The 13,417-nt window shown below is 65.2% G+C and carries 9 protein-coding genes and 5 tRNA genes; 12 read left to right on the plus strand and 2 right to left on the minus strand.

The window, feature by feature from the left end:
* Window positions 1–141 precede the first annotated feature (141 nt).
* Window positions 142–1,230, plus strand: a complete 1,089-nt coding sequence (gene apbC, locus AC56LU_RS17615) for an iron-sulfur cluster carrier protein ApbC (protein ID WP_497176921.1) — start codon at window positions 142–144, stop codon at window positions 1,228–1,230.
* 41 nt (window positions 1,231–1,271) lie between these two features.
* On the opposite strand, the gene AC56LU_RS17620 is transcribed toward apbC, so the two are convergent.
* Window positions 1,272–2,456 carry a sensor domain-containing phosphodiesterase gene (locus tag AC56LU_RS17620; protein ID WP_497176922.1) on the minus strand — a complete coding sequence of 395 codons (1,185 nt, stop codon included), beginning with the start codon at window positions 2,454–2,456 and terminating at the stop codon, window positions 1,272–1,274.
* A 182-nt stretch (window positions 2,457–2,638) separates the two neighbouring features.
* Between AC56LU_RS17620 and AC56LU_RS17625 the strand changes: the two genes are divergently transcribed.
* From AC56LU_RS17625 to AC56LU_RS17670, 10 genes are all read left to right on the plus strand, one after another.
* The gene (locus AC56LU_RS17625; RefSeq protein WP_497176923.1) at window positions 2,639–5,218 is read left to right on the plus strand and encodes a putative bifunctional diguanylate cyclase/phosphodiesterase; all 2,580 of its coding nucleotides are present in this window, start codon (window positions 2,639–2,641) and stop codon (window positions 5,216–5,218) included.
* 53 nt (window positions 5,219–5,271) lie between these two features.
* On the plus strand, window positions 5,272–6,627 hold the full coding sequence (locus AC56LU_RS17630; RefSeq protein WP_497176924.1) for an aminotransferase class I/II-fold pyridoxal phosphate-dependent enzyme: 1,356 nt from the start codon (window positions 5,272–5,274) through the stop codon (window positions 6,625–6,627).
* Window positions 6,628–6,699: 72 nt separating this feature from the next.
* The gene (gene gltX, locus AC56LU_RS17635) at window positions 6,700–8,103 is read left to right on the plus strand and encodes a glutamate--tRNA ligase (RefSeq protein WP_497176925.1); all 1,404 of its coding nucleotides are present in this window, start codon (window positions 6,700–6,702) and stop codon (window positions 8,101–8,103) included.
* Between the two features lie 99 nt (window positions 8,104–8,202).
* Window positions 8,203–8,278, plus strand: a tRNA-Ala gene (locus AC56LU_RS17640).
* Between the two features lie 29 nt (window positions 8,279–8,307).
* Window positions 8,308–8,383, plus strand: a tRNA-Glu gene (locus AC56LU_RS17645).
* Window positions 8,384–8,459: 76 nt separating this feature from the next.
* A tRNA-Ala gene (locus tag AC56LU_RS17650) sits at window positions 8,460–8,535 on the plus strand.
* A gap of 30 nt (window positions 8,536–8,565) precedes the next feature.
* Window positions 8,566–8,641: transfer RNA gene (locus AC56LU_RS17655), tRNA-Glu, on the plus strand.
* A gap of 49 nt (window positions 8,642–8,690) precedes the next feature.
* Window positions 8,691–8,766, plus strand: a tRNA-Glu gene (locus tag AC56LU_RS17660).
* 83 nt (window positions 8,767–8,849) lie between these two features.
* On the plus strand, window positions 8,850–10,037 hold the full coding sequence (earP, locus tag AC56LU_RS17665) for an elongation factor P maturation arginine rhamnosyltransferase EarP (protein ID WP_497176926.1): 1,188 nt from the start codon (window positions 8,850–8,852) through the stop codon (window positions 10,035–10,037).
* A gap of 111 nt (window positions 10,038–10,148) precedes the next feature.
* Window positions 10,149–10,724 carry an elongation factor P gene (locus tag AC56LU_RS17670; RefSeq protein ID WP_497176927.1) on the plus strand — a complete coding sequence of 192 codons (576 nt, stop codon included), beginning with the start codon at window positions 10,149–10,151 and terminating at the stop codon, window positions 10,722–10,724.
* An 80-nt stretch (window positions 10,725–10,804) separates the two neighbouring features.
* On the opposite strand, the gene AC56LU_RS17675 is transcribed toward AC56LU_RS17670, so the two are convergent.
* Window positions 10,805–11,422, minus strand: coding sequence for a TetR/AcrR family transcriptional regulator (locus AC56LU_RS17675; protein WP_497176928.1), 618 nt, complete (start codon window positions 11,420–11,422; stop codon window positions 10,805–10,807).
* A gap of 378 nt (window positions 11,423–11,800) precedes the next feature.
* Between AC56LU_RS17675 and AC56LU_RS17680 the strand changes: the two genes are divergently transcribed.
* Window positions 11,801–13,411, plus strand: coding sequence for an amidase (locus AC56LU_RS17680; RefSeq protein WP_497176929.1), 1,611 nt, complete (start codon window positions 11,801–11,803; stop codon window positions 13,409–13,411).
* Window positions 13,412–13,417: the final 6 nt, after the last annotated feature.

Below are 13,417 nucleotides of genomic sequence, written 5' to 3' on the forward strand. Positions count from 1 at the left end.
AAGCGCTTTAGGTTTTTGGAAAGAAGCATTTTAACAGCGGAAGGGCCCCGATGCGCAGTGGCCAGGGCCCAGGTTTGCCAAAGCAACAAGAAGCCGGCGGCGTTTTGCGCTACACTTCGGCCCTATTACATGGAGAAACTCATGAGCATCACTGAGAACGATGTCAAGGCAGCATTGTCGGCGGTCATCGATCCTAACACCGGGAAGGATTTCGTTTCTTCCAAATCGATCAAGAACATCAAGCTCAGCGGCGCTGACGTCTCCCTGGACGTCGAGCTGGGCTACCCGGCGGCCAGCCAGGTCGCGGCTATCCGCGACAGCGTGCTCGCCGGCCTGAAAGCACTGCCGGGCGTCGGCAACGTGACCGTCAAGGTATATAGCAAGATCCTGTCGCACGCGGTCCAGCGCGGCCTGAAGGTCATGCCGAACGTGAAGAACATCATCGCGGTCGCCTCGGGCAAGGGCGGCGTCGGTAAATCCACCACCGCCGTCAACCTGGCGCTGGCGCTGGCTGCCGAAGGCGCCAGCGTCGGCATCCTGGATGCCGACATCTACGGCCCCTCGCAGCCGATGATGCTGGGGATTAACGGGCGCCCTGAAAGCACCGATGGCAAGACCATGGAACCGCTCGAGAACCACGGCGTGCAGGTGTCCTCGATCGGCTTCATGATCGATCCGGACGAGCCGATGGTCTGGCGTGGCCCGATGGTCACCGGCGCGCTGCAGCAGCTGCTCGAGCAGACCAACTGGCGCGATCTCGACTACCTGATCGTCGACATGCCGCCGGGTACCGGCGACATCCAGCTGACCCTGTCGCAGAAGGTGCCGGTCACCGGCGCCGTGATCGTCACCACGCCGCAGGACATCGCGCTGCTGGACGCGCGCAAGGGCCTCAAGATGTTCGAGAAGGTCGGCATCCCGATCATCGGCGTGGTCGAGAACATGAGCACCCACATCTGCTCCAACTGCGGCCACCACGAGTCGATCTTCGGCGAAGGCGGCGGCGAGAAGATGTGCCGCGACTTCGGCGTCGACTTCCTCGGCAAGCTGCCCCTGACCCTGTCGATCCGCGAACAGACCGATTCCGGCCGCCCCACCGTGGTGGCCGATCCGGACGGCCCGGTCGCGGGCGTCTACAAGGAGATCGCGCGCAAGGTCGCCGTCAAGGTCGCCGAGAAGGCCAAGGACATGACCAGCAAGTTCCCGAGCATCGTGGTCAAGAACGACTGAGGTTTTTTACCAAGCGGTAAAAATCCGGCCAGCCCCCGGCGTCAGGCGATCGCCCCGGGGTGGCCCAGCAGGTAACCCTGACCGGCCTGCACTCCCAGCGAGCGCAGGACCGCCAGTTCCTGTTCCGTCTCGATGCCTTCCGCTACCACTTTACTGCCGGTGTCCCTGGCGAAACCCGTGAGTGCCGCGGCCAGCGCGCGGCGTCCCGGGTCGAGGTCGATGTCGCGAATCAGGCTCTGGTCGAGCTTGATGATCTCGGGTCGCAGCAGCAGGATGTGGCGGAAACTCGCGTAGCCCGAGCCGGCGTCGTCGATCGCCAGTTTCAGGCCGGCCTGCCGCAAGCCTTCCAGCGCCGCGGCGAGGCTGCCGTATTCGTCGATGGGCGCGTGCTCGGTCAGTTCCAGTACCAGCCTGTCGAGCGGTGCGCCGTGCAGGCAGGCGTCCAGCGCGCCGCTCAGGATCGTCGCGGGCGATACATTCAATGCCAGGTAGGCCTCGGGCGGCAACTGCGCCATGCCGGCCAGGGCCATCTCGATGGCCAGCAGCTCGAGCTGCGTTCCTTTCGACACCAGGTGGGCTTCCTCGAACCACTTGTCGGGCGCACGCGCCGGCGGCACGGGGAACCGGGCCAGCGCCTCGTAACCGGCGACGCGGCCGCTTTCCAGGTCGACGATGGGCTGGTACAGCATGTGGAAGCTGCGCTCCCGCATGACTTCGGCAAGGCGGGCGCAGGAACTTTCGACCGCCCGCTCGGCCAGCACCCGGGTTTCGAGCATGGTGGCGATCAGGGTGGCGAACTGCGACATGGCCCGCACGTCGACCTCGCGCAAGTTGCTGGACGGACTGCGGCTGTAGCAGCAAAAGGTTCCGAATACCGAGCCGTCCGACAGGCGGATCGGCACGCCCAGATGGGCGCGGATCTTCAGCGCCTCGGTACAGTCGAGCCGTTTCAGGATCGGAAAAATGTGGCTGTCGTCGACGATGGCGGGGATCGTGCCATTCACCACATGCTGGCAATAACTTTCGTCGAGCGGGTCGGAATGGCCTTCATGGACCGGAAGGACGCCGTCGCGCGCGACGAGATGGCGGAAGATCCGGCGTCCGTCCTTGAATTCGGACACGAAGGCGACGTCCATGCCGAGACAGATGCGTGCGAGGTCGACGGCCGAGTGAATGATGTCGTCGAGCGTCGCCAGCGATGTTTGCTTGTGTTCTCCATCCGGCATGCCTGCCGCCCCCCCCTTGTTGAACTGAATTCTAGCGCTCGTGCGCGCCCCCATCAACGTCGCCAACCCCGGATCGCTTTTCCAGGGCGCCGAGATTTCGGCGAACTTTCTGCTTAAAAATAAGATTACCTCAAAATTCCGTGCCTACACTCAACATTTAGAGCGTGGCCCATGGGATTCCAATGAGCGAGGAAGGCACACAGCGCAGCACGCAGCGGTGGCGCGGGCGTTATCTCGACGCCGTCCATCTGTTCGTCCCCGGCAGCTTGCGGCACGATGCCGCCGTGCTGGCGCGTGCGGAGAACGTGGTCAACGCGGCGCTGATGGCGGCCACTGCCGGCCCGCTGTACGCGCTGGCCTACTGGCTGCTCGGGCTGGAACTGGCGGCGGTCGAGATCCTGGCCTGCTGCCTGCTGATGCTGATGGCGCCGCCCGTGCTGCGCCTGACCGGCAGCATCGCGCTGGCGCGCGAGCTGTTCCTGTGCGCCCTGTTCTTCAACTTCACCTGGCTGACCTGGCACCTGGGCGGCATCCATGCGCCCACGGCCAGCTGGCTGATCACCGCCCCGGTGGTGTCGATGTTCCTCGGCGGCGTGGCCAGCGGCGTGTTCTGGCTGGCGGTGAGCTGCGTCGCCGCCGCCACGATCTGGGCCCTGCCGGCCTTAGGCCTGGCCGCACCAGTCGCCCCAAGCCTCGACATGCCGCTGCTGCAGCTGATCTGCAACCTGGGCCTGTACGTGGTTGTGCTGGTGTTCGTGCTGCTGTTCGAGCTGACCAAGACCGCCGGCTTCGTCAAGCTGCAGCGTGCACTGTCCACCATCAACGAGCTGGCGATCCGCGACGAGCTAACCGGCAGCCATAACCGGCGCTTCCTGCTCGGCCTGATCGACCGCGAAAAGGAGCGCAGCGACCGCAACGGCCGCCCGTTCTGCCTGTGTCTTTTCGACCTCGATTTCTTCAAGCGCATCAACGACACCTACGGCCATGCGGCGGGCGATGCGGTGCTGCGCAGCTTCGCCGAGGCGGTGCAGGACCAGATCCGCGGCAGCGACGCCTTCGGGCGCTATGGCGGCGAGGAGTTCCTATTGATGCTGCCGGAGACCCCGGCGCCGGACGCGGTGGTGCTGGCCGAACGGGTGCGGCGCGTTGTCGCCGACCTGCGCTGCCTTGACAACGGCGCCGAGATCAGCCTCACGGTCTCGGTGGGCGTGGCCGAGTACCGCCCGGGCGAAGCCGTCGCGCAGGCGATCGCCCGCGCCGACGAGGCGCTGTACGCGGCCAAGTCGCTCGGGCGCAACCGGGTACAGTGCCACGACGAGGACGAACACCTACCGGTGGCGCAGGAGAGCGGGGAAGGTGAGGGCGACGCCGCCGGCGGAGCGGGGGCGCCGCGGCGGCTCCACGGCGCCCAGCGCGACCAGCTCACCGGGCTGCTGAACCGCAACCTGCTGCGCGACCGCCTGCGCCACGCGATGGCCCGCGCCAACCGCAACCGGCGGCTGGTGGCCCTGCTGCTCCTGAATATCAACGGCTTCAAGGAGATCAACGACGAATTCGGCTACGAGGCCGGGGACGATTTGCTGAGCCAGGCCGGGACCGCGATCCGGCGCTGCCTGCGCGACGCCGACACGGTGGCGCGCTGGGGCGGCGACGAATTCATCGCGCTGCTGGAAGACCTGAGCTTCGAGTCGGACGCCCAGGTGGTGGCCGAGAAGGTCCTCGACCGCTTCGGCCTGCCCTTGACGGTGGCGGGGCGCGAATGCTTCGTGACGCTGGCGGTGGGCGTGGCCCTGTACCCGGCGGCCGATTGCGACCTCGATGCGTTGCTCAAGCGCGCCGACATCGCCATGCGCGGCGCCAAGCGCTGGGGCGAGAACGGCGTGCAGGTCTACTCCGGCGATACGGTGCAGCCGCAGAGCGAGCGCCTGGCCCTGAAAAATGGCCTGCGCGACGCCCTCACGCAGGGCCAGCTGTTCCTCGAGTACCAGCCGCAGATCGACCTGGCCAGCAGGCAGGTGCTCGGCGTCGAGGCCCTGCTGCGCTGGCAGCATCCGGTGTACGGCTGCGTCGCGCCGAGCCGCTTCATCCCGCTGGCCGAGGAGACCGGCATGATCGTCCCGATCGGCGACTGGGCGCTGCGCACCGCCTGCCTGCAGAACCGCGCCTGGCGCGCCGCCGGCCTCCCCGAGATCAAGACCGCGGTGAACCTGTCGGCGCGCCAACTGAAGGAGCCGAACTTGCCGGCGCGGGTGCTGGCGATCCTCGGCGAAACCGGCATGCCGGCGCGCTGCCTCGACCTGGAAATCACCGAAGGGATGCTGATCGAAGACCTGGCCGGTAATTGCGCCCTGATGAGCGGGCTGCGCCAGGCCGGCGTGCTGGTGTCGATCGATGATTTCGGCACCGGTTATTCGAGCCTGAACTACCTGTCCGAGCTGCCGATCGACATCCTGAAGATGGATGGCCTGTTCGTGCGCCGGCTTGGCGCGGCCACAAGCGATGGCAAGCCCGGCGGCCGCTCCTTTGCGATCGCCGAGGCGATCGTGGCGATGGCGCACCGTCTCGGCCTGAGCGTGATCGCCGAAGCGGTCGAGACACCCGAGCAGCTGGCCGACCTGTGCGCGATGGGTTGCGACGCCGCCCAGGGCTACTTCTTCGCCCGGCCGCTGCCGCCAAGCGGGGTCGAGGCGCTGCTGGCGCGCCAGGCCGAGGCGGCGCCGCCTTCGCCGCCATCGCCCCCGTTACCGCTGGTGCCAGCCTGATTCCTGTTCCCCTTTTCCCTGTTCCCATGTGTGTTTTCATGCCGGAGGATGCCGTGCTGAATGAACCGATTCCCCTTGATCCCGCCCACGACCTGGACGCGCTTGCCGCCTCTGGCGCGCTGGGCGGCAACGTCGCCCTGTTCCGCCAGCCGCGCGGCCGCGACCTGATGCGCCGCGCCGCGCCGCTCGACGAATGGTGCGCGCTGCGCGCCCGCCACGGGGTCTGGCCCTACGGCCGCACGCTCGAGGGGCCGCCGGCGCCGCTGGCCACCGTCGAGGGCGATGGCCTGGCGGCGCAGCAGGGCATCAATTTCGCGTCGCAGGATTACCTGTCCCTGAGCGCCCACCCCGATGTCATCGACGCCGCCATGCGCGTGCTGGCCGAATGCGGCCCGCACAGCGCCGGCTCGGCCATCCTGCTCGGGAACAGCCGTTATTCGAACGCGCTGGAACAGGCCATCGGCAGGCTGCTGCACTGCCAGCAGGTGGTGCTGTTCCCGACCGGTTGGGGCGCCGCCTTCGGCGCGGTCACGGCGCTGGTGCACGCCGGCGACCATGTGCTGATCGACGCCCTCGCGCACGCCTCGCTGCGCCAGGGCGCGGCCGCGGCCACCCGCAACGTCTCGGTGTTCCGTCACCTCGATTGCGACCACCTGCGCGAACTGCTGGCCGGGATCCGCGCGGTGGATGCCGGCAGCGCGATCCTGGTGGTCACCGAAGGCCTGTTCAGCATGGATGCGGACAGCCCCGACCTGCCGCTGATGCAGTACCTGTGCCGCGAATACGGCGCCACGCTGCTGGTGGACGTGGCGCACGACCTTGGCGCGATGGGGCCGGGCGGCACCGGTGTGATCGGCGCCCAGGGCATGCTGGGCAAGATCGACGTGGTGATGGGCGCCTTTTCCAAGACCTTCGCCTCGAACGGCGGCTTCGTCGCCTGTTCGGAGCGCAGCGTGCGGCGCCAGTTGCAGCTGTTCGCCGGGCCGCACATGTTCTCCAATGCGCTGTCGCCGGTACAGGCGGCCACGGTGCTGGAATGCCTGCGCATCGCCGCCGGCGACGAGGGCGAGCGCCTGCGCGCGGACGTGATGCGCAACGCCGTCGAGCTGCGCGCGCTGCTGCACGACGACGGCATGCGCTGCATCGGCAACCCGTCGCCGATCGTCCCGCTGATGCTGGGTTGCGAGTCGGCCACGCGGATTGCCGGCATGCTGCTGGCGCGCGAGCAGGTGTTCGTCAATCCGATGGAATTCCCGGGCGTGCCACTGGGCGCGGCGCGCCTGCGGCTGCAGTTGATGGCCCGGCATACGCCGGCCCAGATCCGGCGCGCGGCACCGCAGCTGGCCGGCGCGGTGCGGCGTGCGCTCGATGCGCCGCGACCGCTGATCAAGCCATCCGGGGCCGAGTAGGGGAGGCGCAGGGGAGGCAAAGGCGGGCGCGGGCGAGGTAAAATAGCTCCTTTACCTCTTTTGCATCCCGCCATGACCGCCCGCACCCCTGTCCGCACCCGCTTCGCACCCAGCCCGACCGGCTACCTCCACCTGGGCGGCGCCCGCACCGCGCTGTATTCCTGGGCCTATGCCCGCCATTTCGGCGGCACCTTCATCCTGCGCATCGAGGACACCGACCTCGAGCGCTCGACGCCGGAAGCCGTGCAGGCCATCCTGGACGGCATGCAGTGGCTCGGCCTGTCGCACGACGAAGGCCCGTTCTACCAGATGCAGCGCATGGACCGCTACCGCGAGGTGGTGGCGTCGATGCTGGAGCAGGGCACTGCCTACCTGTGCTACTGCTCGCCGGAGGAAGTCGAGGCGATGCGCGAGCGCATGCGGGCAAGCGGCGAGAAGCCGCGCTACGACGGCACCTGGCGCCCGGAGCCGGGCAAGACCCTTCCAAGCGTGCCGGAGGGTGTCAAGCCTGTGGTGCGCTTCAAGAATCCGCTGGACGGCGAAGTCACCTGGAACGATGTGGTCAAGGGCCCGATCACCATCGCCAACAAGGAGCTCGACGACCTCATCATCGCGCGTCCGGACGGCACCCCGACCTACAACTTCTGCGTGTCGGTGGATGACTGGGACATGAAGATCACCCACGTGCTGCGCGGCGACGACCACGTGAACAACACGCCGCGCCAGATCAACATCCTGCGCGCGCTCGGCGCCGAACTGCCGCAGTACGGCCACCTGCCGATGATCCTGGGCGCGGACGGCCAGAAGCTCTCGAAGCGCCATGGCGCGGTCAGCGTCATGCAGTACCCGGAGCAGGGCTACCTGCCGGAAGCGATGCTGAACTACCTGGCGCGCCTGGGCTGGAGCCACGGCGACGACGAGATCTTCTCGATGGAGCAGTTCACCGAGTGGTTCAACCTGGAGCACCTGACCGCATCGGCGGCGCAGTTCAATCCGGAAAAGCTGGCCTGGCTGAACAACCATTACATCAAGGCGGCCGACAACGAACGCCTGGCTGCGCTGGCCCGTCCGGTACTGGAGCGCGAAGGTGCGCGTTTCGACGGCGCCCCGGCGCTGCCGACCGTGATTGCGCTGGTGAAGGACCGCACCAACACCATCAACGAGCTGGCCGACACCGCGATGCTGTTCTACCGCGAACCGCAGCCGGAGGCCGCACTGCTGGCCCAGCACCTGACCGACGCCGTGCGCCCGGCGCTGGCTGCGTTTGCCGAGCGCTGCAAGGACGTGGAGTGGAACAAGGCGGCGATTGCCGCCATGTTCAAGGAAGTGCTGGCCGCGCACGGCCTCAAGATGCCGCAGATCGCCATGCCGCTGCGCCTGATCGTGACCGGCCAGTTGCAGACGCCGGCCATCGATGCGGTGCTGGAACTGTTCGGGCGCGAGACCGTACTGGCGCGTATCGGCAAGGCTTTGTGATTCGCAAATCGCTATTTGCGTAATGCAAGAACCCCCGCTATAATGCTCGCACTTCAGCAGCACACGGTACGAAGCAGTAGGTAGTCAGTACAGTGAAGAGGGGGTATAGCTCAGCTGGGAGAGCGCTTGCATGGCATGCAAGAGGTCAGCGGTTCGATCCCGCTTACCTCCACCAAACTCTGAAGTGTAGTACGGTAGTTCCAGGTCCCCATCGTCTAGAGGCCTAGGACATCACCCTTTCACGGTGAGTACCGGGGTTCGAATCCCCGTGGGGACGCCAGCGTGCAACCAGCGGCACGCGGTAGTAAGCGAGTAGTAGATGCATTAGCAGTATGTTAGAATATTGTTTTCCCGTAGGGGGTATAGCTCAGCTGGGAGAGCGCTTGCATGGCATGCAAGAGGTCAGCGGTTCGATCCCGCTTACCTCCACCACGTTGGAAAAACAATAGTTCTATAGTCCGGGTCCCCATCGTCTAGAGGCCTAGGACATCACCCTTTCACGGTGAGTACCGGGGTTCGAATCCCCGTGGGGACGCCAAGAATTCGGCAGCAGCTGTAGCAAAAATCGGTAGTAAAATCAGTTTTAGGTCCCCATCGTCTAGAGGCCTAGGACATCACCCTTTCACGGTGAGTACCGGGGTTCGAATCCCCGTGGGGACGCCAGTATAAGACCGGAGTAGACCAACGCGCTTGCGCGGAGAGGTGCTCCGGTTTTTCTTTTTGTCCATCGCTTTTGCGTGATCGACATGCCATCCAATCCAGTCAATCCAGCACCGACCCTCGCGATCTTTTGTAAGGTCGTCGACAACTATGGCGACATCGGCATCTGCTGGCGCCTGGCGCGCCAGCTGTGGCGCGAGCATGGCGTGGGCGTGACCCTGTGGGTCGACGACCTGGCCAGCTTCCGCCGCATCTGCCCCGCGGTCGACACCACTGCCGACACGCAGGTGGTCGAAGAAGTGCTGGTGCGCCACTGGCGCGACCAGGATGGTCGTTTCACGCCGAACGAGATCGCCGACATCGTGATCGAGTTTTTCGCGGTGGACATTCCTCCTGCGTACGTCGCGGCCATGGCGCAGCGCACGCCGCGTCCGGTATGGTTCAACCTCGAAGGCTTGACGGCGGAAGCGTGGGTGGAAGGCTGCCACCGCCTGCCGTCCATGCATCCGCGCCTGAAACTGACCAAGCATTTTTTCTTCCCCGGCTTCACCGAAAAAACCGGCGGACTGTTGCACGAAGCGGGCCTCGACGCGCAGCGCCGCGCCTTCCAGGCCGACCGCGCGGCAATGGCGCGCTTTCTATCCGGTTTCGGCCTCGAGGCGGGCGAGATGGATGCGCTGAAGGTATCGCTGTTCTGTTATCCGCACGCGCCGGTCGGCGAACTGCTGGACGCCTGGGCGGCGGGCAGTCGCCCGCTGACCTGCCTGGTGCCGGAGGGTGTGGCGGCACAGGCGGTCGGGGCCTTTCTGGGGAGTGCGGCCCGTGCGGGCGATAGCGCGACCCGGGGTGCACTCACTGTGCGCGTGCTGCCTTTCGTGCCGCAACCCGACTACGACCGGCTGCTGTGGGCCTGCGACCTGAATTTCGTGCGCGGTGAAGATTCCTTCGTGCGCGCCCAGTGGGCGGGGCGGCCTTTCGTCTGGCACATCTATCCGCAGGACGAGAACCTGCATCACAAGAAACTGCGCGCTTTCCTCGGCCGCTATGCCGGCAGCGCCGATCTGGCTGCGCTCGAGCGCTTTTCGCTTGGCTGGAATGGCGCGTTCGAGATCGCCTCGATGCCGGCGGCCTGGCAGGACTTGCAAGCCGCCTTGCCCTGCCTTGCCGTTCGTACGGAAGAATGGCAGCAGCAAGTACTGGCCCATGGCGATTTGGCGACGAACCTGCTGGATTTTGCCCGCGCCCTGAGGTTGGCCGCGGAAAATCCGGTATAATGCGCGGTTAGTCTGTAACGAAATACACAGGATCAAACGTAGGCTTTAAGGCTTTCTTCGCTCACTGGCCACCGCTGATTTAATGCAACTTACTTTTTACGCAAAATTACTATGAAATTCGCTAAAGAAATCCGTGTTGGCAACATCATTATGGTCGAAGACAAGCCGTTCATCGTGCTGCGTTCCGACGTGAACGGCTCGAGCCGCACGGGCTTCACCTACAAGTGGAAGATGAAGAATCTTCTGACCAACGCACCGCTGGAAAACGTGTTCCGCGGCGACGACAAGTTCGACGTGGTCGTGCTGGACAAGAAGCCGGTCACCTACTCGTACTTCGCCGACCCGCTGTACGTCTTCATGGATGAAGAGTACAACCAGTACGAAATCGAAGAAGAGAACATGGGCGACGCCATCAACTACCTGAAAGACGGTATGGAATGCGAAGCGGTGTTCTACGACGGCAAGGCGATCTCGGTCGAACTGCCGACCACCATCGCACGCCTGGTGGTGTACTCGGAGCCGGCCGTCAAGGGCAACACTTCGGGTAACGTCCTGAAGGAAGCCAAGATCGAGAACGCCATCGAAGCCAAGCAGCACATCGTGATGGTGCCGCTGTTCGTCAGCACCGACGACGTCATCGAAATCGACACCCGTACCAACGAATACAAGAAAGTCGTGCGCAACTAAGCTTCACGCGAACGACTGCTGGACAAGAAAAACGCTGCCTCGGCAGCGTTTTTTTTTCGTTCATCGTTCACCGAACCCGGCTATCGGTCTCCGGGCCGGCAGCGCAGGCCATCCACCATCAGCCCCACCATCTTCCTGGTCGCTGCCGTGTCCTCCTCGGGATTCGCCTTGCACAGCGTCGCCACTGCCCGCAACAACTCGTCCGCCTCGAAACCCGGCCGTATCACGTCCTGCTCGACCGCCGTTTGCAGCAGGCCGGAAAGGGCAGGGCGCAGGCGGCTGTAGAAATAATCGGGCAGTGCCGCGTACGCGGCATTGTCCGACTGCAGGGCGCCCGACAATCCGCGTTTGGTCACGATGAAGTCGACGTAGCGCTGCATCCAGCGAGCCAACGCCTCACCCGGTGGATGCGCGGCAGCGTAGACGGCGGCGGCATCGGCACAGGCATCGATCTGCGATTTCATGACCGCAATGATCAGGTCAGCCCGTTGGGGGAAATGGCGGTAGAGCGTGCCGACGCCCACGCCCGCGCGATCGGCGATCTCCCGCACGGGGGCATCGACACCCGATTGCGCGAACACCGCCATGGCTGCTTCCAGCAGCGAATGCAGGTTGCGCTGGGCATCGACTCGCTTGGAGCGACCTGCTGGCCCGTCCACGGAGGCTGCGGTTTCTTCTTGCTTGGGTGTGGTATCCATAAAAAATATCTATTAAACGGAACGCGGTTCCGATTATAATACGGAATCGTGTTCCGCTTTGTGCATGGTATCAGGTCTTGCGACTGTCGGGTGGGCACGGTTCCAGATAGACGAAAGGAGTCGCCATGCCCAGCTCGCAAGTATGCATGTTCTGCCGCTACAGGAGAACACCTGATCGGGAAACTTCTTGCCCGCATCAGAACAAAGCTTCCGGAACAATGGAACGGGCCGGCAACACTGCTCCTGCGCCGCAGCAGACAATGTCCGGCCGTCGACGCTCTCCGGCCTTCGAAGACCGGCCACGCAGCTAGCGGCGCAACGTGTCACATGAGTAACTTTTGCTGCTATGCTCATGCATTATTTGACACGGAGGCTTGTATGAAGCGCAGGGATTTCGTTCGGCTCGGAGCAGGTGCGGGGGTAGTGGTCGGGGCAAGCGCCGGGATAATGCAGACCGCTTTTGCCGCCAGGGCGCCGGGCGCGGGCGCCGCCGGCGTCCTCGACGCCGGCGTGCGCGAGCAGGGCGCCCAGATGGCCGCCGGCAAGCTGAGCTCGACATCGCTGGTGCAGCAATACCTGGCGCGCATCGCCGCCGTGGACAAGGCCGGTCCGCGCCTGAACGCGGTCATCGAAACCAATCCCGACGCGCTCGCCATTGCAGCCGAGATGGACCGCGAACGCGCCGCCGGCAAGCTGCGCGGACCGCTGCACGGCATCCCCGTTCTGTTGAAAGACAACATCGCCACCGCCGACCGCATGAGCACCAGCGCGGGTTCCCTGGCCCTCGACGGCGTGCGTGCGGTCAAGGATGCGCACATCGTCACGCTGCTGCGCAATGCCGGCGCCGTCATCATCGGCAAGACCAATTTGTCCGAATGGGCGAACATGCGCTCGACCCGGTCGACCAGCGGCTGGAGCGGCCGCGGCGGGCAAACCAGGAATCCGTACGCGCTCGACCGCAACACCAGCGGTTCCAGCTCGGGTTCGGGCGCGGCGGCGGCGGCGAGCCTGGCGACGCTGACCGTGGGCACCGAGACCGACGGCTCGATCGTTTCGCCGTCTTCCTCGTGCGGCATCGTCGGCTTCAAGCCGACCCTGGGGCTGCTGAGCCGCAGCGGCATCATCCCGATCGCCCATTCGCAGGACACGGCCGGCCCGATGACGCGCAGCGTGGCGGACGCGGCGCTGATGCTGGCCGCCATGGCCGGCCCGGATGCCGACGACAAGGCGACCGCCGACAGCAAGGACCACCTCGCCGACTATGCGGCGGCCTTGCGTCTTGATGGCCTGCAGGGCAAGCGCATCGGTGTCGCACGCAATTTCTTCGGCAGCAATGATGCGGTCGACGCGATCATCGAGAAGGAACTGGCAGTACTGAAGGCCCAGGGCGCGATCCTGGTGGACGTGAAAGTGCCGAATGTCGACAAGTACAACGACAGCGAACTGCAGGTGCTGCTGTACGAATTCGCGCCGGGCCTGCAAGCGTACCTGAAGAACTACGCGCCACATGCGCCGGTCAAGAACATGGGTGATGTGATCGCGTTCAACGAAAAGAACGCGGCCCGCGAAATGCCTTACTTCAAGCAGGAACACCTGGTGGCCGCCGCGGCCAAGCCGGGACTGGATGCGCGCGAATACCGCGAAGCCCTGGCCAATGACCTGCGCTATTCGCGCGACGAAGGCATCGACCAGGTCATGAAGGAGCACAAGCTGGACGCGCTGGTGGCGCCCACCGGCGGCCCGGCCTGGCTTACCGACTACATCAATGGCGACCACTACGGTGGCAGTTTCTCGACCCCGGCCGCGGTGGCGGGCTATCCCCACATCACGGTGCCGGCCGGTTTTACGCGTGGGCTGCCGGTCGGGATGTCGTTCGTGGGCGGCGCCTGGAGCGAGGCTTCCTTGATCGGCATGGCCTATGCCTACGAACAGGCGTCGAAGCGCCGTCGTGCGCCGGTGTATCCGGCCACGATCAATCCGAAACTGTAATAGGCT

The sequence above is a fragment of the Telluria sp. PB2R4 genome (assembly GCF_059685695.1).